Origin of the sequence: Mesorhizobium sp. KR1-2 (assembly GCF_040045035.1) — a bacterium.
GTDB lineage: Bacteria > Pseudomonadota > Alphaproteobacteria > Rhizobiales > Rhizobiaceae > Pseudaminobacter.
Genome location: NZ_JBDZDS010000002.1, coordinates 449,016 through 470,837, shown reverse-complemented (window position 1 = coordinate 470,837; position 21,822 = coordinate 449,016). Strand labels below are relative to the sequence as shown.

Sequence of the window (21,822 nt, the reverse complement as noted above, 5' to 3'; positions counted from 1 at the left end):
CCATCACCGGCGGCGCCGGGGATGAGTGGGTGTGTAGCTCAGTTGGTAGAGCAGCTGACTCTTAATCAGCGGGTCCACAGTTCGATCCTGTGCACACCCACCAATCAACCTCTTGATATTAGTGCTTTTCTCGCTGCTTTGCCAGTGTATCGCGCTGCCAGCGGTTTCCACTTCTGGTAGACGGTTTCCAATTCGCGTTCTGTTCCTTTTCCAAAGCAGGCTGCCGAATCTCGGCCCAACGCGACTCCAAGGAGGGGTGTAGCTGGCTGGGTGGTCACCGGTGTTTTTCCGGTAGGGTCGGGTTGTTGAAGACCAACCTGATGGAAAGACCACTGATGACCGACGACATGAAGAACCTGCGCTCGCTCGTTGAGAAGAGCGCCGACGCAGATTTGCTGTGCGCGATGATTGGCTTCGCCGCCGAGAAGTTGATGGCGCTGGAGGTCGGCGCGAAGACGGGCGCGGGCTACGGCGAGAAGAATGCCTTCCGACTTGCCCGGCGCAACGGCGATCGCGACCGGGACTGGGAAACACGGGCCGGGACGGTTGAGTTGCGTATTCCGAAGCTCCGGACTGGCAGCTATTTCCTGAGTTTCCGTGAAGGCTCTCCTCGACAGGCCCATTGAGGGCGAGTGGCCCTAGCTCTGGATTGACGCCACCGACCTGAAAGTCCGGCGTGGCAGGCGCATCGTCCCTGTCGCCGTGGTCATCGCCGTCGGCGTCAATGCCGACGGACGGTGCGAGGTGTTGGGCATGGAGAGCGGCACATCTGAGGCCGAGCCGATCTGGACGGAGTTCCTTCGAAAGCCGACAAGACGCGGTCTGCGCGGCGTCAAGCTCGTCGTCTCCGATGCCCACGAAGGCATCAAGGCCGCCGTTTTCAGTCGGCCGGCCACTCAGATTTCCGCGCGGCTCAATTCCATGGTAGATGGCCGCCATGAAGTCGTTATCGGATGCTTTTCCAGTCTATAATCCGCCACTGGAACCCTACGTCTCGATTCTCCATCGCGACGCAGACCTTCTCGTGCTCGATAAGCCGAGCGGTCTTCTTTCCGTGCCCGGACGCCATCCTGCACTCGCGGACAGCCTGGCGACGCGCGTTCAGGAACAATTTCCCAAAGCCCTGATCATTCATCGACTGGACAAGGACACGTCCGGCTTGGTGCTGATGTCGCTCAATCGCAAGGCACATGCCGCGGTTGCGGCGCAGTTCGAGGCGCGCACCACCCAAAAATCCTATGTGGCCGAGGTCTGGGGTCGGGTCCAGGATGAGGAAGGACTGGTCGACCTGCCTTTGGCTATCGACCCTGACAACAAACCCCGGCATCGCGTCGACCACGAGCACGGCAAGCCCGCGCAGACGCGCTGGCGCGTTCTCGGATATGGCGAGAACACCACGCGCCTGCGCCTTTTCCCGTTGACCGGACGCACACACCAGTTGCGCGTGCACATGAAGGCGTTGGGTCACGTGATCCTGGGCGACGAGTTCTATGCGGACGGCGCGGCTCTGGCGGCCGCAGACCGCCTGCTTCTCCACGCCGAAGAACTCAGCTTTCGCCATCCCCAGGGCTCGCACGTCACCTTCACCGCCCCCGTGCCCTTCTGAGAGCGACGATGGCGCAAAACGTCGACACAACATCCCTGATCGTCGATTTCGTCGGCGGCGCGATCGGTCATCGTTTTCGCTCTGGCGAGGGGCGTGGGCAGGCTCTGGCGAAAGCCGCCGGGTTTTCGCCGGGCGTTATGCCGGAAATCGTGGACGCTACCGCCGGCCTCGGCCGTGACGCGTTTTTCTTGGCATCGCTGGGCGCGCCCGTCACCCTCATCGAGCGCTCCAGGACGATGCATGACCTCCTTGCCGAAGGGCTCGACCGTGCCCGACTGCAGGGGGGACGGTATGCCGAAACCGTTGCGCGGATGACGCTGATCCATGGCGACTCGTGCGCCCTGCTGCCGCAATTGAACCCGCAGGTGGTCTTGGTCGATCCGATGCACCCGCCACGCGGCAACACGGCCCTGGTGAAGAAGGAGATGCGGCTTATCCGCGAAATCGTCGGCACCGATCCCGACGCCTTGCAACTCATGCAGGTCGCCTTGGAGACTGCGCGCAACCGAGTGGTGCTTAAGTGGCCCCTGCGTGCGGAGCCGATGCCAGGGCTCCCCAAACCGTCCCATCAGATCTTGGGAAAGAGCACTCGTTACGACGTCTTCGTGAAAGCCAAGATCGTGAAAACAACGTGATCGGTTCGGAACGACCGGCACAGCAGTGCGCAATCGCCGCAACCAGATCTCGCCCCCCCTTGCGAACCCGTACCGCAAAGGATCGCGTGGGTATCGCCAGCCATTAGGCAGCCCTCCTTTTCGAGCCGGCCACCTGTTCGCTGCCAACGTGCTTACGCCCTTTTTGCACCTCATTCATGCGACCAGGACTGACCTGATAAGACGCGGCGATGTGGTGTTGATACTCTCCGTTCCAAGATGATGTCCCAAGGAGTGGTGTAGCTTCGGCGCTGGCCGTGCTTTCCGGCTTGGGCCGGGAACGGATCAGCTTGCCGCAGCGGGCAGGCTGATGAGCGGTTTATCGCTCATTGCGGCGATGGTCTCAAGGGACAAGTATCCGGATCGCTGAACGGCCCACTCGTCATTCTGCTCGAGCAGCAACGCACCGACGAGGCGCACGATGGCATCGTCGTTGGGAAAGATGTCGATGACCTCGGTTCGCCGCTTGATCTCGCCGTTCAGTCGCTCGATGGGGTTGGTGCTGTGCGGCTGCGTCCCAGGCTGCCTGGGAAAGGTCATGTTGGCCAGCACGTCCTCCTCGGCGCTGTCCATGTGCGTGGCGAGCTGGGGCAGCTTCGGCCTGATCTGGGCGGCGACGTTGCGCCATTGCTGGCTGCGGCCTCCGGCGTGTCCTGGGCGACGGCTGTTGCGATGAAGGCCGAGACGACGCGCCGTCCGCTCTTGCCGGCATGGGCCAGGGCATTGCGCATGAAGTGGACCCGGCACCTCTGCCAAGTGGCCGATGAAGTTGGAAACGCCGATCGATCTGATGCGGCCTTGGTCGCGCAGTTCGATCAGCGTCTTCCAGGCCTCGGCATATTTGTTCTGCTTGGGCAGCGGCCAGTGGATGAGAAACAGGTCGAGCTGTTCCAGGCCGAGATTTTTCACCCTTTAGTCGTAGGCGCCTTCAGCGCCTTGTCGCGCTCGTGGGCCGCGTTGCGCAGCTTCGAGGTGATGAACACAGGCATTTTACCCGCCAGCAGGCCGAGGCAAAACAGCGGCAGGCAACCGGCGGGCCCGGCTAGCTCATTCAGGCTGGCGCGGTCGACCGGACGCGGCTGCCGAGGTTCAGGAGGTTGCCGCTCAGGATCAGCGCCGCGCCCAGAGCGGTGAAGGCATCGATACTTTCGGAATAGGCAAGATAGCCGAGCAGGGTGGTCAGCGGCACGCGCAGGAAATCCATCGGCATCACCGCCGTCGCGTCCGCATGGGACATGGCGCGCGCGGTGCAGTAGTGCGAGAAGGAGCCGGCAAAGGCCAGAGCCACGATCCACGGCCAGACATGGGCAGACGGCCATTGCCAGCTGTGCAGTGCCGGAACGAGGCCGATGACCGACTGGATGACGAGCATCCAGAAGATGATCTTCACCGCGCTGTCGGCGCGCGTCATTGACTTGATGAGCACGTAGGAGAGGGCGAATGTCATTGCTGCGCCGAGCACGACGAATTGGCCCAGTTCGATCCCGTTGCCGCTCGGCCGCACGATAACGGTGACGCCGATCAGTCCGAGCAGGATTGCGCCCGTCTTCCATCCGTTCATGCGTTCGCCCAGAAAGGCCATGGCCAGAAGCGCCGTCCAGATCGGCGCGGTGAACTCGATTGCGATGACCTGGGCCAGCGGAATGAGGGTGAGCCCATAGAGCCAGGCGAACTGCCCGACATAGTGGGCGATATTGCGCGTCAGGTGCTGCACCGGATGCGCGGACTTCATCGCCCGCAGCCCGCCGGCGCGCCACACGAGCGGCGACAGCAGCAGCAGTCCGATGACCGAGCGCATCTCCATGATCTGGAAGAGGCCGAGTTCGCGCGTCGTCTCGCGGCCGGCCGCCGTCATCATCAGCGTGCAGGTAAGCGAGCAGCCCATCCAGAAGGCGGCCTTGGGGAGAGATTGGCTGGCGGTCATGGCGCTGGTATGCGGCCGTCCCGCCAGCGCGACAATCGTTCTCGTGGCTCATTTGCATGGGCCAGTGCGCGACATTGTCACTCCCCTTCGCCGCCGAGCTGGTGTAGAGGGCGCCCTTCGGTGAAGGAGCGGATGATCTTGAACAGGGTCGATGTGGTGGTGATCGGGGCGGGAGCCGCCGGCATGATGTGCGCCATCGAGGCGGGCAAGCGCGGCCGCTCGGTGCTGGTCGTCGACCATGCCGCGGCACCCGGCGAGAAGATCCGCATCTCGGGCGGCGGGCGTTGTAACTTCACCAACATCCATGCCAGCCCGAAGAATTTTCTGTCGCAGAACGCGCATTTCTGCATCTCCGCACTCAGCCGCTACACGCAGCGCGACTTCATCGCGCTCGTCGGGCGCCACGGCATCGCCTATCACGAAAAGACGCTTGGCCAGCTTTTCTGCGACGGCTCGGCCACGCAGATCATCGCCATGCTGGTGGCCGAGATGAAGCGCCATGGCGCCGAGCTTCGGCTTGCCACCAGCGTCGAGCGCATCGAGCGGACGGGCGACGGCTTCTCGCTATCGTTGGGGACCGGCACGGTGCGCTGCGCGTCGCTGGTGGTGGCCTGCGGCGGCAAGTCGATCCCAAAGATGGGCGCGACCGGCTTCGGCTACGACGTTGCCGCACAATTCGGTCTGCGGGTGGTGGAGACGCGCCCGGCCCTGGTGCCGCTGACCTTCGACCAGAACACGCTGGCGCGGTTGAAGCCGCTGGCGGGCGTGGCGGTGGACGCTGCGGCGGTTTCCTGCGGCAAGACCCGCTTCGAGGAGGCCATGCTGTTCACCCATCGCGGCATTAGCGGGCCGTCGATCCTGCAGATCTCGTCCTATTGGCGCGAGGGCGAGGAGATCGGCATTTCCATGCTGCCGGGAACGGACATGTTCGAGGCGCTGCGCCAGGCCCGCGCCGCCAACGGGCGGCAAGCTCTGCAGACGGCACTTGGCGCGAACCTGCCCAAGGCTCTGGCGCAGTCGATCGCCGAGGAGGCGCGCCTGCCCGGCAACATCGCCGACCTTTCGGACAAGCAGCTTCGCAAGGTGGCCGAGATGGTCAATGGCTGGCGAATCAAGCCCGCGGGTTCGGAAGGCTATCGCACGGCCGAGGTGACGCTGGGCGGCGTCGACACGCGCGATCTCGATTCCAAGACCATGGCGGCCAGGACCGTGCCGGGCCTTTATTTCATCGGCGAGGTGGTGGACGTGACCGGCTGGCTGGGCGGCTACAATTTCCAGTGGGCGTGGTCGTCCGGATGGTGCGCGGGGCAGGCGGCTTGAGCGGCCGGCCGACGACGAAGGGACGGCGCGTCAACCGCGTCTTAAAACCTTCGCGCCATGGTGGCTCCATGGTTGGATTCGCGCTCCCCAAACTGAGATGGCTGGTACTTGGCGCTGTCGGCGCGGGCGTCTGGGCAATGACCCAGGAGCCGCCGTCGCCGCGCAAGGCGCAGGCGCCGTCGCGTCCGGCTGTGACCACGCAGCACAAGGCCGAGCCGCCGGCAAGCCCCAAGCCGCCGGGCGCCGTCGCGCCAAGCCTGCAGTCGAAGCAGCAGGTTGCCGCCACGCCGCCGAGCGCGCCCAAGGAAATCGTGGCGCCGGCATCGCGCCCGTCGCAGATCGTCACCAGCTCCGTGGTGAAGCCGGAGCATCCACTGCCGCAGCGGGCACCCGACAACATGCTCTACACGACCACGCGGGTGAACATGCGCGGCACCGCCAACCCCAGCGCGCCCCTGGTGGCGACATTGGCGGTTGGCGAGGCGGTCAAGCCGATCTTGCGTGACGGCAAATGGCAACTCGTGGCAGTGCACGGCCGCAAGGGCTGGATCCTGGCGGAATATCTGCACCCGGCCAGTCCCGAGGCGCCGCGCCCTGCCGCATCCGTGCCGGGAAAGGCCGGCCCGGCCCCTGTGGTGGCGCGTGCCGAGCCGCCGGCGTCGGTGAGGCCCCAGGCCTATACGCCGCCAAGAACCGAGCAGGCCGGACTGTTTTCAAGCGCTAAGTCGCTGTTCGGGTCGAAGCGTCCGTTGCGGGCGCCGCAGGCGGGCGACTGCCAGTGTCCCTACGATCTGATGATCGACGGCTCGCAATGCGGCGAACGCAGCGCCTACAGCCGGCGCAGCCGCCGCAACGTCCAGTGCTATCTGTGATCGCCACAATGATGCGCGCGCGAGCGGACGCGCAAGGCACCCGGTAGAAGCGCCTGCCTATCGACGGACGAGCAGGCCGATCAGGAGCCCCACAACCGCCAGGCCGATGACGGTCGTCGCAACGGGATTGTCGCGCGCGGCTTGCCCCACCTTGCGCGTGCGCCGGGCAATATGGGGCATGGCGTCGTGCACGCGCGACAGGATCTCGTCATAGATGTCCGAGGCGCCGCGATGCGTGTCTTCGAAAGCGGCTGCACCGCGCTTCGACAATCTCTTCTTCAGCGAGGAAACCTCGCGTCGCAATGCCCAGATCTGGTCCTCCAGATCCTCGGCCATGTCGTCGCGAAACTTGGACAGCGTCTCGTCGCGGAGCCTAGAAAATGCGGAAGCCATAAGGGAAGTCCTCGTTAGCTTGATGGAACCAGAACGGCGGCTGCCGCCATTGGTTCCACCCTGAAACGGGACTTCCCGCGACGGCTATTTCTCCGAAACGCCGGCTTCGGCGAAGCTTGCCATGCCGGTGTGGCACTCGAGCGCCGAGCGCACGACGTTGACGGCCAGGCACGCGCCGGAACCTTCGCCAAGCCGCATGCCGAGATCGAACAGCGGCTTCAGCTCCAACGCTTCCAGAAGCGCCCGGTGCCCGGATTCGGCCGACACATGGGCGGCGAGAACATGGTCGAGGCCGGCGTTATGCAGTTTGGCCAGCGGCGCGACCGCGGCGGTGCATACAAAACCGTCGAGCAGCACCGGAACGCCATGCCGGCGCGCGGCGAGCGTCGCGCCGAAGATGGCGGCGAGTTCGCGCCCGCCGAGGGCGGCGGCGACCTTCAGCGGGTCGGAGAGGGAGTCCGCGTGCAGGGCGAGGCCCTTGTCGATGGCCGTCACCTTGCGCTTCAGGCCCGCGTCGTCGACGCCCGTGCCGCGACCGGTCCATTTTTCCGCGCCGCCGCCGAAGAGGGCAGCGGAGATGGCGGCCGCCGGCGTGGTGTTGCCGATGCCCATCTCGCCGAAGCAGATCAGGTCGGTGTCCTTGCCGACCGCCTCATAGCCGGCCGAGACGGCGGCGAGGAATTCCTGCTCACCCATCGCCGGCTCCTGCGTAAAGTCGCCGGTCTGGCGTTCGATATCGAGCGGTATGACGGCAAGCTCGGCTCCGGCGATACGGGCGAGCTGGTTGATGGCAGCACCCCCGCCGGCGAAATTCGCCACCATCTGCACAGTGACTTCCGACGGATAGGCAGAGACGCCTTGCGCGGTCACGCCATGCGAGCCGGCGAAGACGATCACTGTCACCTTGTCGAGCTTGGGCATGTCGCGGCCCTGCCAGCGCGCCAGCCACGCGGCGATGGTTTCGAGCCGGCCGAGGCTGCCCTGCGGCTTGGTCAGCGTGTCCTGGCGGCGGGCGACGGCCTCGGCGGCCGAATCGCTCCCCATGGGCAGATTCTCGCAGGCGACGCGCAGGTCTTCGAAGGAGGTGAAGGTCATCGTGGGGGCTCCGATAAGGTCAGGCAAAAGTTGCGCTTGCGGCAAGCAGGACGAGGATTTCCGCGCCCTGCTGCAGGGCGCCGATGGTGTCGCCGGTGTGGCCGCCGATCTGGCTGAGGCAGAGCCAACGTAACAGGAGAAACCAGAGCGCGAGCATCGCGGCGACGGCTATCGCGCCGGGCAAGCCGAGCAGGAGGAGGGCGACCGCGCCCAGAACGGCGGCGATCACAGCCACTTCGGCGGAAGGCGCGCCGGCATCGGCCGCGAGACCCTGGGTGCGGGCCGAAGGCAGCAGATGCATGAAGCCGGGAATAAGCCCGCGTGAGGCGGCATGCGCGGCAATCAGGCCCGCTAAGACATGCGGGACGGTGGCGAGTTCGGAAAGCGCTGTCCAGCGCAGCAGGATCGAAAGCGCCAGTGCAGCCACGCCATAGGTGCCGACGCGGCTGTCGCGCATGATTTCGAGCTTGCGCTCGCGCGTGCGGCCGCCGCCAAAACCGTCGGCGGTGTCGCCAAGGCCGTCCTCGTGCAGGCAGAAGGTGACAAGCATGGTGGCCGTGAGCGCCAGCGCCGCCGCCGGTCCAGCGGCGAGGCCGAGCCATGTGGCCACGGCAAAGACGATGCCGCTGATCAGCGCCACCACGACGCCGACGAGCGGCGCAGCCCACAGCGCGGAAGACAGGCTGCGGCCTGAAAAGTCGAGATGCGGCAGGGGCAGGCGGGTCAGGAAGACGAGCGCGAGGGCAAAATCCTTGGCCGTTTTGTCGAAAAACCCGCCGCCCATCGCTCAACCCCTCGCGATCGCGTGGAAGAAGGTGCCGCTGACATGGCCGCGCCGGCCACCGGCCGCGCCCAGCGGGTTGCCCTGGCCGTCGGCCAGGTCGGCGAGCCTTTCGTCGGTGCCGGGCGAGATCACCTGCGCGTAATGGAATTCATGCCCGCGCACGAGCGTGCCTTTTTGTCCGAGCGGACAGTCGGCCAGCAGGGTCGCCTGCCGGTAGCCGAGGTTCATCTTGCGCTTGGCAAAACTGGTGGAATGGCCGAGCAGGCCGATCATTTCGTGCGTGGTGCCGTCGGCGTCTTCCAGCGTCTCGCCCAGCGTCATGAACCCGCCGCACTCGCCATGGACCGGCCGCGTCTCGGCAAAGCGGCGCATGCCTGCACGGAAATTCGTTGCAGCGGCAAGCTTGCCGGCATGGAGTTCGGGATAGCCGCCGGGCAGCCAGCAGACGTCGCAATCCTCGCGCGGCGCCTCGTCGGCCAGCGGCGAGAAGGGCACGATCTCCGCGCCGGCCTTGCGCCAATGCGCGGCGACATGCGGATAGACGAAGGTGAAGGCGGCGTCCTGCGCCAGCGCAATGCGCTGGCCGGGCGGCGGAAGCGCGTCGGAAAAATCCGCGCCTTGCGGCTCTAGCGGGGTCATCAGCGCCATGATCGCCTCGAGGTCGAGCGAGCGTTCGGCCATGTCGGCGAGGCGGTCGAGATGCGCCATCAGGTCGGCATGCTCTCCCGCCTGCACGAGGCCGAGATGCCGCTCGGGCAGGGCGAGTGCGGTGTCGCGCATGACGGCGCCGACGACCGGCAGGCCGAGCGCTTCGATGGCTTCGCCCGCAAGCCGCCTGTGGCGCTCGCTGCCCAGCCGGTTCAGCACCACGCCGGCGATACGCACCTGCGGATCGTAGGTGACAAAGCCCTTGGCGATGGCCGCGGCCGTTTGCGACTGGCCCGAAACGTCGAGCACCAGAAGCACCGGCAGGCCGTAAAGCCGCGCGAGATCGGCCGCCGAGCCGGAACGGCCCGGCGCGCTCGGAATGCCGTCGAACAGACCCATTGCGCTTTCCAGCACGATCATGTCGGCCTGCGACGCAGCCTGCGCCGCCAGCGCGTTGAGCAGCGCCGGCGACATCGCCCAGCTGTCGAGATTGACGCCCGGCCGGCCGGTGGCCGCACGGTGGAAGCCGGGGTCGATATAGTCGGGGCCGGATTTCGCGCCGCCGACGCTCAGGCCACGCCGCGCCAGCGCGCGCAATATGCCGATGGTAACGCTGGTCTTGCCCGAGCCCGAGCGGGGTGCGCCGACGATCAGCCCGCGTGCGCTCATGCTTCCCCCAGCAGTTCGGCACGCACCGCGACGATGCCGCCGACGACGATCAGCGCCGGCGACACGACGTTTTCGCGCGCGGCGGTTTCGACCAGCGTACCAAGCGTCGCGGTCACAGTGCGCTCCTGCGGCAGCGACGCGTTCTCGACCAGCGCCGCCGGCGTGTCGGTCGGCAGACCGCCCGCCAGAAGCTCTGCAACGGTCTCCTCCATATGCGTCAGGCCCATATAGATGACGAGCGGCTGGCCGGTGCGCGCAAGCGCTGCCCAGTCGGGCCGGTCGTCGGAAACGGCGGCAAAGCCGGTGGCGAGGATAATCGCGCCATTGACGCCGCGAACTGTGGCCGGAATGCCCGCCGAAGTCAGGCCGCCGAAGGCCGAGGTGACGCCGGAAAGCGCTCGCCAGGGAATGTTCTCGCGGGTCAGCACCAGCGCTTCTTCCGCGCCGCGGCCGAAGACGAAGGGATGCCCGCCCTTCAGCCGCACCACCTTGCGGCCCTCGCGGGCCAGCTTCACCAGCAGGGCATTGATCTCGTCCTGCGGGATCGACAGCCTGCCGCCGCGCTTGCCGACGAAGAATTTTTCGGCCTGTTCGGCAACCGCGACGATTTCGGGCGACACCAGCGCGTCGTGCACCAGTGCCTCGGCCTGTGCGAGCGCGGACAGCACGTCGAGCGTCAGCAAACCCGGGTCGCCCGGGCCGGCGCCGGCCAGCCAGACATGGCCGGGTTCGAGCACCTGCGGCTCATGATTTAAACGGGCGATAGCTTTTTCGAGACTCATGAATGCCGCTTTCGACGATGACGCGGAGCGTCGCCAAGCCTATAGATTGCGCCATGACTGCCGAACAGACCGCCTCCGAAGAAGCTCCCCTGCGTCGTGGCTGGACCACGGGCGCCTGCGCCACCGCCGCCACCAAGGCGGCGTGTGCTGCGCTTTTGTCCGGCGATTTCCCCGATCCGGTGGAGATCACGCTGCCCGGCGGCAATGTGGTCGGCTTCGCGCTCGCTGTTTCGGAGCTGGGCGAGGGGCACGCGATGGCCGGTATCGTCAAGGACGCCGGCGACGACCCGGACGTGACGCATGGCGCACTGGTGAAAAGCACGGTGCGCCGCGGCGCGCCGGGCAGCGGCATTGTCTTCCGCGCGGGGCCGGGCGTCGGCACGGTGACGCGGCCTGGTCTGCCGATCCCGCCGGGCGAGCCGGCGATCAACCCGGTGCCGCGCAAGATGATTACGCAAGCGGTGCATCAGGTTGCTGGCGAAAATGCCGATTTCGAGGTCGAGATTTCCGTCGTCGGCGGCGAGGAGATGGCGCAGCGCACGCTCAACCCACGCCTCGGGATTCTTGGCGGCATTTCGATCCTGGGCACCACGGGTGTGGTCATTCCCTATTCCTGCTCGGCTTGGATCCACTCCATCCATCGCGGCGTCGATGTGGCGCGCGCCATGGGTTTCGACCATGTCGCCGGTTCCACCGGCAACGCGTCCGAACTGGCCGTCCAGAAATTCCACGACATGCACGAAGTGCAGCTCATCGATATGGGCGACTTCGTCGGCGGCATGCTGAAATACATCCGCGCTCATCCGGTCCCGCGCGTCACCATCGCGGGCGGCGTCGCCAAGATGACCAAGCTCGCGCAGGGCATGCTCGACGTGCATTCCAGCCGGGGCAGGGCCGATCTCGAAGGGCTGGCCGCGGTCGCCGCCGAGGCCGGTGCGAGCGAAGACCTTGCCGCGCGCATCAGGGGCGCCAACACCGTGGCCGAAGCCTTTGCGCTCGCCGTGGCCGAGGGCGTGCCGATCGGCGACGCGATTGCCGCTGGTGCGTGGCGCACCGCCGCGCCCGCGCTCAAGGGCACGGACATCGAGCTCGAAATCCTGGTCTTCAACCGCGAAGGCGAGTTGAGAGGGCATGCGCCCTTCGCACCGGCTCATAGCGTATCGCGCCCCCTGAACCGGCGCTGATAGTCGGGATCGTAGAGCGAGCTTTCGCGAAAATCCTGCGAGGCGAGCGACGGACCGACGAAGATCAGCGCCGTGCGCTCGATCGGGTCTTCGGCCAGCTTCGCCGCAATCGTGCCGAGCGTGCCGTGCAGCACGCGCTCGTCAGGCCATGAGGCGTGGAAGACGATCGCCACCGGGCAGTCCGCCCCATAGAGCGGCGTCAGTTCCTCCACCACGCGGTCGATGGCGTGGATGGCGAGATGGATGGCAAGCGTGGCGCCGGTCGCCCCGAAGGCGGCCAGGTTTTCTTTCTCCGGCATGGGCGAGGCGCGCCCCGAAACGCGGGTCAGCACCAGCGATTGCGCGACCGCCGGAATGGTCAGCTCTCGGCCCAGAGCCGAGGCGGCCGCCGCGAAGGAGGGCACGCCGGGCGTCATCGTATAGGGAATGCCGTGGCGCTCGAGGCGGCGGATCTGCTCGGCCACTGCGCTCCACACCGAAAGGTCGCCCGAGTGCAGGCGCGCGACGTCCTTGCCCTCGTCATGTGCCGCCAGATATTCGACCTCGATCTCGTCGAGCGACATGGGTGCGGTGTCGACCAGCTTTGTCCCTGGCGCGCAGTAGTCGAGCAATTCGGGCGCGACGATCGAACCCGCATAGAGGCAGACCGGGCAGCTTGCGAGCAGGTCGCGGCCGCGAACGGTGATGAGGTCTGCCGCGCCCGGGCCGGCGCCGATGAAATGAACCGTCACGCTTTGTCTCCGCTGATGGCTATGGCGCAGGTGACCGATTGGAGTGCGATACGAGGGCCGAGCAGCCGTGAATCCGGGCCCGCTGCCGCAAGTGCGGCCGCTTCCGAAAGCGAGGGCGCGCCGGTCTTTTCCAGCGACAGTTCCGAGTGGCTCTTTGTCCGCTTGCCGGCTTCGGCCAGTTCGGCGTCGCCGATGATGATGACCGCGCGGCGAAGTTGCCGTCCGGCCTGAAAAATCGCCTCTTCGTGCTGCTTCAGCTTGCCGGTCGCCAGCGCGTCGAGACGCGCAATGTCTAGGTCGTGCGCGCAGAGTGCCGCGTTGATCGCGCCCAACACCTGCTCCTTGCTCACGCCCTTGCGGCTGCCGATGCCCGCCACGATCATGGTTTTGCCCACGACCATTGCGTCACCGGCATGGCCGGGCGCCAGCCCTGCATGGTGCCGACCGGAACCGCGCGCGATACGGAAAGACGGATCAGTTCGCCGCCATGGCGCGCTTGCAGCGAAAGCAGCAGCGCTTCCATTTCGAGCGTTACGGCATTCGCCACCAGTCGTCCGCCCGAGGGCAGGGCGGCAATCGCCGCGTCCATGACGCCGGGCTCCGAGCCGCCGCCGCCGACGAAGATGGCATCGGGCGTCGGCAGGCCGGCGAGCGCTTCGGGCGCGCGGCCTTCCACGACCGTCAGGCCGGGCACGCCGCAGGCGCTGGCGTTGCGGGCAATGCGGACGGCGCGTTCGGGATTGGCCTCGACGGCGAAGGCGCGCATGGACGGATCGCGCAGCATCCATTCGATGGAGATGGAGCCCGAGCCGCCGCCGATGTCCCACAACAGTTCGCCGCGGCGCGGCGCGAGCGTCGACAACGTGACGGCGCGGATCTCGCGCTTGGTCAACTGGCCGTCATTCTCGAACAATTCGTCCGGCATGCCGGTCGCCAGCGGCAGGATGCGCGCTTCGGAATTCGATTCAACCTCGACCGCCAGCACGTTGAGTGGATTGATGTTTTCGACAGCGAAGGCGTCGGCGCTCGTTGTGGTCAGGCGCTCGGAAGGGCCGCCCAACGCTTCCAGCACTGTGAACCGCGAGGGTCCGAAGCCGAGTTCGCGCAGCAGCTTCGCAACAGCCACCGGGCCGTCGCCATCCGAAGTCAGTGCCAATATTCGTGCCTTCGGATGCAGCAGCGGGCGGATCAGGTCGATGGGCTTGCCGTGCAGCGAAATCGTCTCAGTGTCCGGCAGCGCCCAGCCAAGGCGCGATGCTGCAAGGCTGAAGGCGGAAGGGGCTGGCAGCACGCGCATTTCGGTCACCGGCACATGGCGGCTCAGCGTGGTGCCGACGCCATGACAAAACGGATCGCCCGAGGCCAGCACGCAGACGGGGCGGCCGGACAGCGCGAGCACGGCGCGCATGCCGGCGTCGAACGGCGTCGGCCATGGCTCGGCCGTACCCGTCACCAGCCCGTCCACCAGCGCCAGATGCCGCTTGCCGCCGAATACGACCTCGGCGGTCGCAATGCAGCGCTTGGCCTCGTCGCCAAGACCCTCTACACCATCCTCGCCGATGCCGACGATGGTCAGCCAGCGGGCAGCGGCGGAGTTTTCTCGTTCAGCAGGCATGATGACCCACCGCATTCTGATACTTGGCGGCACCACGGAAGCCCGGCAGCTTGCCGGCAGGCTGGTTGCTCGCGCCGATCTTTCGCTCACCCTGTCGCTCGCCGGCCGCACGGTCGATCCCGTGGCTCAACCGGTTCCGGTGCGCAGCGGCGGCTTTGGCGGTGCCGAAGGGCTGGCGCAATACCTGCGCGACGAGCGCGTCGCCCTGCTGATCGACGCCACGCATCCCTACGCGGCCAATATTTCGCGCAACGCAGCTGAGGCTGCGGCGCTCGCCGGCGTGCCGATCCTGGCGCTGCGCCGGTCGGGCTGGGAGGCGGTCGAGGGCGATCGCTGGAAGCTGGTGGAAAATGCTGAAGAGGCGGTCGCCGCGCTGGGCGAAAAACCGCGCCACGTGTTCCTGGCGCTCGGCCGGCAGGAGATCGCCGCCTTCGAGGGCGCGCCGCAGCACGCCTATGTCATCCGCAGCGTCGATCCGGTCGATCCGCCGCTTGCCGTGCCGAATGCCACCTACATCCTCGCGCGCGGCCCCTTCGCCGAGGCCGACGAGCGCGAGTTGCTGGCCAGCCATCGCATCGACGCCATCGTTGCCAAGAACAGCGGCGGGGCCGCAACCTATGGCAAGATCGCGGCCGCTCGCGAGCTCGGCATCGAGGTCGTCCTGTTCCGCAGGCCGGACCTGCCGCAGGTGCCTCAAGCCAAAAGCGTCGCGGAGCTGGCCGGCATGATCGATCATTGGCTGGCACCTGCCGAAAAGCGCGGCGTGTAGACCAGCGGGCGTTTTTCGCCGCGCTCGATGATGCGGGTTTCGGGCGAGCCGATCATCACGCAGGTGGCCATGTCGGCCTGCTCGGCGCGGGCTTCCGCCAACGGCGTGATCTCGATGCGCTCGTCGGGCCGGCCGGCGGCGCGGCCGAAGATGACGGGCGTCGTGCCGGGCAGGATGGTCCGCAACTTGTCCAGCGCTTCGCCCAGCTGCCAGGGGCGCGCCTTGCTGATCGGGTTGTAGAGCGCGATGACAAAACCCGCGCCCGCCGCCGCCTCCAGCCGTCGCAGAATCAGGTCCCAGGGCTTGAGGTTATCGGAGAGCGAGATGGCGCAGAAATCGTGACCCAGGGGCGCGCCGATGCGGGCCGCAACCGCCAGCATGGCGGTGACGCCGGGAACGATGGTCAGCTCGATGTCGCGCCATTCGGCAGGGCCGGCCTCGATCGCTTCGCACACGGCCGCAGCCATGGCGAAGACGCCGGGATCGCCGCCCGAAACCACCGCGACGCTGGCGCCTTGCGCAGCCTGCTCAAGCGCTGCATTGGCGCGAGAAATCTCCTCGCGGTTGTCGGAGGCGATGCGGGTCTGGTCGGGCCGCAGGTTCAGCCGGTCGACATAGGGGGCGTAGCCGTAGAAGAACTGCGCCTCGGCTGCCGCTGCACTCGCCTCCGGCGTGATCTGGCCGGGATTGCCGGGGCCGAGCCCGATGACGAAAAGACGCCCGCTCATGGCCGTCCCTCCCAGCCGGGCACCAGCACGATGGCGAAATAGGGCGCGGTGTCGTCGGCCTTTTCTGCCAGCGGCACGGAGGCAGTGTTGGCCATGGTGGCGCGCTCGACATACATCGCCCGCTCCAGCTTGCCGGTGGCGGCGAGCGCGCGTCGGATTTTCGGCAGGTTGCGCCCCACTTTCATGATGACGGCGGCGTCCGTGTCGGCCAGCCGACGCGAAAGCTCGAACTCGCTCATCGTGCCGGGCAGCACGCTCAGCACGTCGTCGCCCTGCACGATCGGCAGGCCGGTCTGCGACCAGCAGCCGGACATGGCGGTGACGCCGGGGATAACCTCGGTCGGGTAATGCTGCGACAGCCGCACATGCAGATGCATGTAGGAGCCATAGAACAGCGGGTCGCCCTCGCTCAGCACCGCCACCGTGCGGCCCGCATCGAGATGCTCGGCCACCGCACGCGCCGACTCCTCATAGAAGCCGGTGATCGCGGCCTTGTAGTCGGCGTGGTCCTTGTCGATCTCGGTGGTCACCGGATAGAGCAGCGGCAGCTCCACGATGCCGGGCTTGAGATGCGCCGAGACGATCGCGCGGGCATTGCCGTTGCTGCCGCGCTTGGCGAAATGCGCCAGCACGTCGGCCTCGCCCAGCGCGCGAACGGCTTTCAGGGTCAGAAGCTCCGGATCGCCGGGGCCGGTGCCGACGCCGATGAGGCGGCCTTTGGGTTCAGCGCTCACAGTCCGGGCCTCGCCAGTGCGTTAAGGGCGGCGGCTGTCATGGCGCTGCCGCCGAGGCGTCCGCGCACGATGGCATAGGGCACGCCATAGGAATTTTCCGCCAGCGCATCCTTGGATTCGGCAGCCCCCACAAAGCCCACCGGCATGCCGAGGATCGCCGCCGGCTTCGGAGCGCCGTCGCGCAGCAGTTCGAGCAGGTAGAAGAGGGCGGTCGGCGCATTGCCGATGGCCACCACCGAGCCCGCCATGCGCTCGAGCCAAAGCTTGATCGCGGCGGCGGAGCGGGTGTTGCCGATCTCCTGCGCCAATGCGGGCGTGCGCTCGTCGCGCAGCGTGCAGATCACCTCGTTATCGGCCGGCAGGCGGGCGCGGGTCACGCCGCGCGACACCATCTCGGCATCGCAGAAGATCGGCGCGCCGGCCTTCAGTGCTGCGCTGGCGGCTTCCACGAAGCCCGGCCCGAATTCGAATTTTTCGGCCGCCTCGACCAGGCCGCAGGCATGGATCATGCGCACGGCCACATCGGCTTCTGCCTCGGAAAAGCGCGACAGGTCGGCCTCGGCGCGAATGATGGCAAAGGAGCGCTCGTAGATCGCCGTGCCGTCGTGAATATAGTCGTATCCGGACATCTCTATCCTTGCTGAAAAGCCATAGCCAACCGGCTTTCGCCGAGCCGCGCGATGCACTGTGCCGTGGTCTCGCCGGGGCGGCGCTGTTCTGTCAAAAGCGCTGCGACCCGACCGAAACCGCGAGCGAGTTCATAGCCCGGCGTGTACGCGGCCGGAAGTCCCTTCGCCGTCCCGTCAACGACAAGTCCGGCTCCTTTTTCGTCGCCCACCAAAGTGAGTGCCGAGCGGGCCGGATGTGCGCAGCCCTTGGCGCAGCCGGAAATGTGCAGCGTGATGGACGGATCGAGTGCTGTGCCGCTGTCGCCGGCGATCTCTTCGGCCACCTCGCGCGCGGCGATGCGGCCGGATGCGCAGGACGGCGCGCCGGGGCAGGCGGCGATCATGCGGCGCGGGTCGAGCGGGTCGGTGACGAAGCCGAGGGAGGCTGCTTTGTGCTGTAACTCTGCACATGCGGATTGCGACAGGCCGAGGACCAGAACGGCGCGCTGCTGCGCGAAGCGGATTTCGCTGGCGCCCAATATTTCAGCCTCGCGGCACAGCGCGATCATGCGCTCGGCCTGCATGTGACCGAAGGGCAGGCCAAGGCCGAGTATCGATGCATCACGGCCCAGCGGCAGGATTCCGATGGGTGAGGGCGCGTTTAGAGCCGAAAGTTCGTATTCTGAATCACCCCGCTGCAGGCGACCGGCGACCAGTTTGCGAAGCTCTTCGGTGGTTAGGTCCCGCGCCCGTGCCTCGCGGCCACGCTCGGCAATCGCGTTCAAGATCGCCAGCGCGGCGTCGCAAGCGTCGGCCTCGGCCACCGCGCCAATGGTTGTCGCTGTGCGCGCATCGCCGGCGACTGCCAGCAGCCACTGGCCCGGCGCAAGCGCGGTCAGCCGCACATCTGCCTGCACGGTGTACATGTTCAGCCTGCCGCCGCCATCGACCACCAGGGACACTTTTGGTCCGAGTCGCGCGCCAAGGCCCGCCGCGTCGATGGCCTCGCGGATGCGGGCGGCGAGCGGGGAGGGATCGGCGATTTCCTGCGGATCTAGCCCTGCGAGCGGCCCCGTCTCCACCGGCACGCCGGTGCGCACGGCGATGCCCAGCGCATCGACCTCGGTTGCCAGCAACGCCGCGCTTTCGGCGGTAAGCCCACGAATCTGCAGGCTGCCGCGCGCCGTGACCTCGATCACGCCGTTGCCGTGTCGCAGCGCGGATTCGCAGAGTCCGATCAAAGCCTTGGGCGAAACTCCTCCAGCGACCGGATTGAGCCGCACGAGAAGGCCGTCGCCGGTCTGCATGGGGGCCGAGAGTGCCGGGCAGGCGCCCCTGCGGGAAAAGCCGCTCATGCCGCAGCCCCCAGCGCTTCGGCCTCGGCGATCAGGCTCGCCAGATCGTCGTCGATCGAGTTGCGCAGCGGGTGCCACAGCCCGCGCCGGCGCGCCGAGGCAAAGCGCTCGGCGATCACCTTGGCTGCCGCCGGGTTCTCGCGCAGCAGGAAGGCGCGCACCGCTTCGTCGCCGAGATAGGCGTCGTGCACGGCCTCGATCAGGGCGCCGGGAATCGCATGGGTGGTTTCGGCAAAGCCGACCAGCCGGTCCACCGTCTCGGCGAATTCGGAGGCGCCGCGCGGCCCGTGGCGCATCTGGCCCTCGATGAAGCGCGGATTGACCGCGCGGGCGCGTACAACGCGCGTCACCGCCTCGGTGACCGAGCGCGGGCGGGGTCGTGCCGGGTCGGTGGTGTCGAGCACGATCACGTCGGCATTGGTGCCCAGCGCGGCAAGCGCTGCCGAAAAGCCGCCGATGAAGGCGACGTCGGCCGAGCCTTCGAGGATATCGCGGCCGGGATCGTCACCGCTATGCACCAGAAGGTCGGCCTCGGCGATACGTGTCGCGAAGGCGCCGGGCGCGGAAACGCCTTCGCCCGAAGCGCCGCCATAGGCGTGGGAGGTTGCGTCCAGATAGGCACGGCCGAGCTCGGCGCGGTCCTGCCATTCGCCGCGCGCCAGCATGTCCTCCAGCCCCGCGCCATAGGTGCCGGGCGACGAGCCGAAGATGCGGGCAGGCGCCTTGCCAAGAGTGCGCGCCTCGGCGGCCAGCGGGTTTTCCGACGCATCCTCGTCGCGCGCTGCGACGGCTGCGGCCGCGGCGTCGATGAGCGCGATCTGGGTGGGGAACATGTCGCGGAACAGGCCGGAAATGCGCCATGTCACGTCCACGCGCGGCCGCCCCACCGTTGCCGGCGGCAGCACCTCGATGCCGGTCACGCGGCCAGTGGCTGCATCCCATTGCGGACGGCAGCCCATCAGGAACAGGCCTTGCGCGATCTCCTCGCCGCCGGTGCGCAGCGAGGCGCTGCCCCAGAGGTCGATGACGAGAGAACGCGGCCAGTCGCCATGATCTTGCAGATAGCGTGTCAGCACCTCCTGCGCTGCCGCGCGGCCGAGGTCGAAGGCGGTCGGCGTCGGCATGGTGCGCGGATCGGCGGTGAACAGGTTGCGGCCGGTGGGCAACACCTCGGTACGGCCACGCGCCGGCGCACCGGAGGGGCCGGCGGTGATGTGGCGGCCATCGAGCGCGGCGATCAGCGCCGCGCGCTCGCTTTCCGAGCTTTTCAGGCGCATTTCGTCGGCCTCGCCTTCGCTGGCGCGGCCATAGACGTGCAGCCCGTCCTTGACCGCAAAATCCTTGAGGTCGCAGAGCCAGGCGTCGATGCGGCGCAGTGCCTCGTCGGGCGCGTCGGTCCTGGCGACGCCGGCCTCGGCGGCAAGGCCGGTTTGCGAAGCGGTGTCGACGATCAGCTTTGCGAGCCTGTCGCGGCGGCGGCGGTCCAGACCGTCGGCCTGTGCATATTCGTCCACCAGCCGTTCCAGCGTCTGCTGGTTCTCGTCCAGTCCGGCATGGGAAAGCGGCGGGGGCAGGTGGCCGAGTGTGACGGCGGCAATGCGCCGCTTGGCCTGCGCTGCCTCGCCCGGATTGCTGACGATGAAGGGATAGACCACCGGCAGGCCGCCAGTGACGATTTCGGGAAAACAGTTTTGGCCGAGCGCCACCGTCTTGCCGGGCAGCCATTCCAGCGTGCCATGCGCGCCCACATGCACCAGCGCGTGGCAGCCGAGGCTTTTGCGCAGCCAGAGCCCGAAGGCGAGCAGCGCATGGCGCGGCGGCAGCGTCGGGTCGTGATAGTCGGCGCGGCGGTCGGCCGAGCGCCCGCGATCGGGTGCTAGGGCAACGGTGATGTTGCCGAAGGTCGCGGCGCGGAATGGGAAAGTGCAGCCTTCCTCTGTTTCAGTTGCGGCATCGCCCCAGGCGGCCTGAACAGTCGCCTGCGCTTCTGCCGGCAATTCGGCAGAGAACCGGACATAGTCATCAAGGCTAATGCCGTGGTCGCGGCGCGCCAAAAGGTCCAGTAGCTCTCGCGGCGATTCGGGAATCCCTTCAACGCGATAGCCCTCGGCCTTCAGGTCGTGCAGCATGGCGAGCACGCTGGAGGGCACGTCGAGGCCGACGGCATAGCCGGTGCGGCCGGGCGCGCTGGGATAGTCCGGGATCAGGATCGCCACCTTGCGCGTCGCGCGTGGCTCGTGCTGCAGGCGTAGGAACGCCGCGATGCGACTCGCCACCTGCTCGACGCGGTCGGGCTCGGGGCGATTGGCGAGGCCCTTGAAGGCCAGCGCGGCATCCGCTTCCATCTCGGCCTTGAACGAGATCGCGCCGGCAAGAATGCGCCCATCGAGCTCGGGCATCACCACATGCATGGCAAGGTCGGCCGGCGCCAGTCCGCGCTGGTTCTCCGCCCAGGCATCGCGGCGCGTGGTGGCGACGATGACCTGGAATACCGGCGCGCCCGCGCGGTCGAACAGCGTTTCCACGCCCGGCTCGGCGCTGCTGGCAAAGGCGGTGGCGGTGATGATGGCCGCGGGTTTCAGGTCCGCCAGCGCGCTTTCCACGAAGGCGAGGGAGGTTTTGTCTTTCAGGCTGGAGACGAAGATGGGAACAGGCGCGATGCCGTGTCCGCGCAACGCCTCGACCAACGCATCGATCGGACCGACATCGGCCGCCAGTAGCATCGAGCGGTAGAAGAGGATCGGGATGACGGGGGCGTCTGCCACCACTGCAGCGGCGGCCTCCACCACGCCCTTGCCGGGCTCGTAAAATCCGGCCTTCGGCACCGCAACCGGCTCCGCCACGCCACCCTGGCCGCCCGCAAGTCCGGCGAGCTGGCGCATCAGGGCGCGCATATTGTCCGGCCCACCCTCGCGGAAATAGGCGAGCAGCAGGTCGAGTTTTTCGCGCGGCAAGGTCGAGCATTCGATCAGCCGCTGGTCCTCGTCGTGGCTTTCACCCGGCAGCAGCGCGAGATGGATTTTTTTGTCCCGGCAGATGGCGGCCAGCCGGTCGCAGCCATAGCGCCACCAGTCGTAGCCGCCGAGGATGCGCACGAGAATGATCTTGGCATGCGCGGCCACGCTGTCGACCCACAGGTCCACCGACATCGGGTGGCGCAGGTCGCGAAGTGCTGCCAGCCGCATGGAGGGCAGGGTGTCCGCCTCCTGCCGCCACGCCGCCGCCAGCCCGGCCAGATCGCTGTCGGTGAAGGACAGCGCCACGACATCCGCCGGCGTCTGCCGAAGGTCGACCGGCTCGATCAGATCGTCGAGCGAGGCGGATGTCGTGGTCAGTATGTGCATGGCCGTGC

Annotated in this window: 20 protein-coding genes, 1 tRNA gene and 3 pseudogenes; 8 read left to right on the top strand and 16 right to left on the bottom strand. The window is 67.3% G+C overall.

Translation table 11 applies throughout. The features are described from left to right. Positions 1–27: 27 nt before the first annotated feature. From ABLE85_RS06475 to ABLE85_RS06460, 4 genes and pseudogenes are all read left to right on the top strand, one after another. A tRNA-Lys gene (locus ABLE85_RS06475) sits at positions 28–103 on the top strand. Positions 104–335: 232 nt separating this feature from the next. After that, positions 336–876 (top strand): annotated as a pseudogene (locus ABLE85_RS06470) (transposase); the annotation flags it as partial. Between the two features lie 52 nt (positions 877–928). Further along, complete coding sequence (locus ABLE85_RS06465) at positions 929–1,606, top strand: pseudouridine synthase (RefSeq protein ID WP_348791871.1); 678 nt, start codon at positions 929–931, stop codon at positions 1,604–1,606. A gap of 8 nt (positions 1,607–1,614) precedes the next feature. Further along, positions 1,615–2,241: a class I SAM-dependent methyltransferase gene (locus ABLE85_RS06460; protein ID WP_348791870.1), complete on the top strand. Its 627-nt coding sequence runs from the start codon at positions 1,615–1,617 to the stop codon at positions 2,239–2,241. Between the two features lie 303 nt (positions 2,242–2,544). Here the strand turns inward: ABLE85_RS06460 and ABLE85_RS06455 are convergent. The 3 genes and pseudogenes from ABLE85_RS06455 to ABLE85_RS06445 all read right to left on the bottom strand — a co-directional run. Beyond that, positions 2,545–3,023, bottom strand: a pseudogene (locus tag ABLE85_RS06455) (transposase); the annotation flags it as partial. A gap of 61 nt (positions 3,024–3,084) precedes the next feature. After that, positions 3,085–3,168: pseudogene (locus ABLE85_RS06450) on the bottom strand (aldo/keto reductase); the annotation flags it as partial. Between the two features lie 142 nt (positions 3,169–3,310). Then, positions 3,311–4,183, bottom strand: a complete 873-nt coding sequence (locus tag ABLE85_RS06445; RefSeq protein ID WP_348791869.1) for a DMT family transporter — start codon at positions 4,181–4,183, stop codon at positions 3,311–3,313. Between the two features lie 138 nt (positions 4,184–4,321). Between ABLE85_RS06445 and ABLE85_RS06440 the strand changes: the two genes are divergently transcribed. Then, the gene (locus tag ABLE85_RS06440; RefSeq protein WP_348791868.1) at positions 4,322–5,503 is read left to right on the top strand and encodes an NAD(P)/FAD-dependent oxidoreductase; all 1,182 of its coding nucleotides are present in this window, start codon (positions 4,322–4,324) and stop codon (positions 5,501–5,503) included. A 68-nt stretch (positions 5,504–5,571) separates the two neighbouring features. Continuing rightward, on the top strand, positions 5,572–6,375 hold the full coding sequence (locus tag ABLE85_RS06435; protein WP_348791867.1) for an SH3 domain-containing protein: 804 nt from the start codon (positions 5,572–5,574) through the stop codon (positions 6,373–6,375). Between the two features lie 57 nt (positions 6,376–6,432). On the opposite strand, the gene ABLE85_RS06430 is transcribed toward ABLE85_RS06435, so the two are convergent. From ABLE85_RS06430 to cobA, 5 genes are all read right to left on the bottom strand, one after another. Then, a complete protein-coding gene (locus ABLE85_RS06430) occupies positions 6,433–6,768 on the bottom strand; it encodes a hypothetical protein (RefSeq protein ID WP_348791866.1) in 336 nt (111 codons plus the stop codon). 84 nt (positions 6,769–6,852) lie between these two features. Continuing rightward, complete coding sequence (gene cobT, locus ABLE85_RS06425; RefSeq protein ID WP_348791865.1) at positions 6,853–7,863, bottom strand: nicotinate-nucleotide--dimethylbenzimidazole phosphoribosyltransferase; 1,011 nt, start codon at positions 7,861–7,863, stop codon at positions 6,853–6,855. Between the two features lie 19 nt (positions 7,864–7,882). Beyond that, positions 7,883–8,647 (bottom strand): adenosylcobinamide-GDP ribazoletransferase, encoded by a 765-nt coding sequence (gene cobS / locus ABLE85_RS06420; RefSeq protein WP_348791864.1) that lies wholly within the window; start codon positions 8,645–8,647, stop codon positions 7,883–7,885. A gap of 3 nt (positions 8,648–8,650) precedes the next feature. Next, positions 8,651–9,964 carry a cobyrinate a,c-diamide synthase gene (locus ABLE85_RS06415; protein WP_348791863.1) on the bottom strand — a complete coding sequence of 438 codons (1,314 nt, stop codon included), beginning with the start codon at positions 9,962–9,964 and terminating at the stop codon, positions 8,651–8,653. After that, complete coding sequence (gene cobA / locus ABLE85_RS06410; protein ID WP_348791862.1) at positions 9,961–10,746, bottom strand: uroporphyrinogen-III C-methyltransferase; 786 nt, start codon at positions 10,744–10,746, stop codon at positions 9,961–9,963. Before cobA ends, ABLE85_RS06415 begins: the two co-directional genes overlap by 4 nt. Positions 10,747–10,799: 53 nt before the next feature. Here cobA and ABLE85_RS06405 point away from each other — a divergent pair, with 53 nt between their 5' ends. Continuing rightward, positions 10,800–11,930, top strand: coding sequence for a cobalt-precorrin-5B (C(1))-methyltransferase (locus ABLE85_RS06405; RefSeq protein ID WP_348791861.1), 1,131 nt, complete (start codon positions 10,800–10,802; stop codon positions 11,928–11,930). Here ABLE85_RS06405 and cobM read toward each other — a convergent pair. From cobM to cbiE, 3 genes are read right to left on the bottom strand one after another with little or no spacing between them, the layout of a single operon-like run. Further along, a complete protein-coding gene (gene cobM, locus ABLE85_RS06400; RefSeq protein WP_348791860.1) occupies positions 11,897–12,661 on the bottom strand; it encodes a precorrin-4 C(11)-methyltransferase in 765 nt (254 codons plus the stop codon). The two genes, ABLE85_RS06405 and cobM, sit on opposite strands and share 34 nt — an antisense overlap. After that, positions 12,658–13,062, bottom strand: a complete 405-nt coding sequence (locus tag ABLE85_RS06395; RefSeq protein ID WP_348791859.1) for a cobalamin biosynthesis protein — start codon at positions 13,060–13,062, stop codon at positions 12,658–12,660. The genes cobM and ABLE85_RS06395 overlap by 4 nt, the downstream gene beginning before the upstream one ends. After that, positions 13,041–14,276 carry a precorrin-6y C5,15-methyltransferase (decarboxylating) subunit CbiE gene (cbiE, locus tag ABLE85_RS06390; RefSeq protein ID WP_348791858.1) on the bottom strand — a complete coding sequence of 412 codons (1,236 nt, stop codon included), beginning with the start codon at positions 14,274–14,276 and terminating at the stop codon, positions 13,041–13,043. The genes ABLE85_RS06395 and cbiE overlap by 22 nt, the downstream gene beginning before the upstream one ends. A gap of 1 nt (position 14,277) precedes the next feature. Here cbiE and ABLE85_RS06385 point away from each other — a divergent pair, with 1 nt between their 5' ends. Further along, the gene (locus ABLE85_RS06385) at positions 14,278–15,045 is read left to right on the top strand and encodes a cobalt-precorrin-6A reductase (protein WP_348791857.1); all 768 of its coding nucleotides are present in this window, start codon (positions 14,278–14,280) and stop codon (positions 15,043–15,045) included. On the opposite strand, the gene ABLE85_RS06380 is transcribed toward ABLE85_RS06385, so the two are convergent. From ABLE85_RS06380 to cobN, 5 genes are read right to left on the bottom strand one after another with little or no spacing between them, the layout of a single operon-like run. Beyond that, positions 15,009–15,773, bottom strand: a complete 765-nt coding sequence (locus ABLE85_RS06380) for a precorrin-3B C(17)-methyltransferase (RefSeq protein WP_348791856.1) — start codon at positions 15,771–15,773, stop codon at positions 15,009–15,011. The genes ABLE85_RS06385 and ABLE85_RS06380 overlap by 37 nt on opposite strands. Continuing rightward, positions 15,770–16,507, bottom strand: coding sequence for a precorrin-2 C(20)-methyltransferase (locus tag ABLE85_RS06375; protein ID WP_348791855.1), 738 nt, complete (start codon positions 16,505–16,507; stop codon positions 15,770–15,772). The genes ABLE85_RS06380 and ABLE85_RS06375 overlap by 4 nt, the downstream gene beginning before the upstream one ends. Further along, positions 16,504–17,136 carry a precorrin-8X methylmutase gene (locus tag ABLE85_RS06370; RefSeq protein ID WP_348791854.1) on the bottom strand — a complete coding sequence of 211 codons (633 nt, stop codon included), beginning with the start codon at positions 17,134–17,136 and terminating at the stop codon, positions 16,504–16,506. The genes ABLE85_RS06375 and ABLE85_RS06370 overlap by 4 nt, the downstream gene beginning before the upstream one ends. 2 nt (positions 17,137–17,138) lie before the next feature. Next, the gene (gene cobG, locus ABLE85_RS06365) at positions 17,139–18,470 is read right to left on the bottom strand and encodes a precorrin-3B synthase (protein WP_348791853.1); all 1,332 of its coding nucleotides are present in this window, start codon (positions 18,468–18,470) and stop codon (positions 17,139–17,141) included. Continuing rightward, positions 18,467–21,814 carry a cobaltochelatase subunit CobN gene (gene cobN / locus ABLE85_RS06360; RefSeq protein ID WP_348791852.1) on the bottom strand — a complete coding sequence of 1,116 codons (3,348 nt, stop codon included), beginning with the start codon at positions 21,812–21,814 and terminating at the stop codon, positions 18,467–18,469. Before cobN ends, cobG begins: the two co-directional genes overlap by 4 nt. Positions 21,815–21,822 lie beyond the last annotated feature (8 nt).

Excerpts from the sequence above, each read along its gene's own strand:
- cbiE (WP_348791858.1), bottom strand. The coding sequence starts at position 14,276 with ATGCCTGCTGAACGAGAAAACTCCGCCGCTGCCCGCTGGCTGACCATC.
- ABLE85_RS06395 (WP_348791859.1), bottom strand. The coding sequence starts at position 13,062 with ATGGTCGTGGGCAAAACCATGATCGTGGCGGGCATCGGCAGCCGCAAG.
- ABLE85_RS06385 (WP_348791857.1), top strand. The coding sequence starts at position 14,278 with ATGACCCACCGCATTCTGATACTTGGCGGCACCACGGAAGCCCGGCAG.
- ABLE85_RS06465 (WP_348791871.1), top strand. The coding sequence starts at position 929 with ATGGCCGCCATGAAGTCGTTATCGGATGCTTTTCCAGTCTATAATCCG.
- cobN (WP_348791852.1), bottom strand. The coding sequence starts at position 21,814 with ATGCACATACTGACCACGACATCCGCCTCGCTCGACGATCTGATCGAG.
- cobT (WP_348791865.1), bottom strand. The coding sequence starts at position 7,863 with ATGACCTTCACCTCCTTCGAAGACCTGCGCGTCGCCTGCGAGAATCTG.
- ABLE85_RS06370 (WP_348791854.1), bottom strand. The coding sequence starts at position 17,136 with ATGTCCGGATACGACTATATTCACGACGGCACGGCGATCTACGAGCGC.
- ABLE85_RS06460 (WP_348791870.1), top strand. The coding sequence starts at position 1,615 with ATGGCGCAAAACGTCGACACAACATCCCTGATCGTCGATTTCGTCGGC.
- ABLE85_RS06445 (WP_348791869.1), bottom strand. The coding sequence starts at position 4,183 with ATGACCGCCAGCCAATCTCTCCCCAAGGCCGCCTTCTGGATGGGCTGC.
- cobG (WP_348791853.1), bottom strand. The coding sequence starts at position 18,470 with ATGAGCGGCTTTTCCCGCAGGGGCGCCTGCCCGGCACTCTCGGCCCCC.
- cobA (WP_348791862.1), bottom strand. The coding sequence starts at position 10,746 with ATGAGTCTCGAAAAAGCTATCGCCCGTTTAAATCATGAGCCGCAGGTG.
- cobS (WP_348791864.1), bottom strand. The coding sequence starts at position 8,647 with ATGGGCGGCGGGTTTTTCGACAAAACGGCCAAGGATTTTGCCCTCGCG.
- ABLE85_RS06405 (WP_348791861.1), top strand. The coding sequence starts at position 10,800 with ATGACTGCCGAACAGACCGCCTCCGAAGAAGCTCCCCTGCGTCGTGGC.
- ABLE85_RS06430 (WP_348791866.1), bottom strand. The coding sequence starts at position 6,768 with ATGGCTTCCGCATTTTCTAGGCTCCGCGACGAGACGCTGTCCAAGTTT.
- ABLE85_RS06415 (WP_348791863.1), bottom strand. The coding sequence starts at position 9,964 with ATGAGCGCACGCGGGCTGATCGTCGGCGCACCCCGCTCGGGCTCGGGC.
- ABLE85_RS06380 (WP_348791856.1), bottom strand. The coding sequence starts at position 15,773 with ATGAGCGGGCGTCTTTTCGTCATCGGGCTCGGCCCCGGCAATCCCGGC.
- ABLE85_RS06435 (WP_348791867.1), top strand. The coding sequence starts at position 5,572 with ATGGTTGGATTCGCGCTCCCCAAACTGAGATGGCTGGTACTTGGCGCT.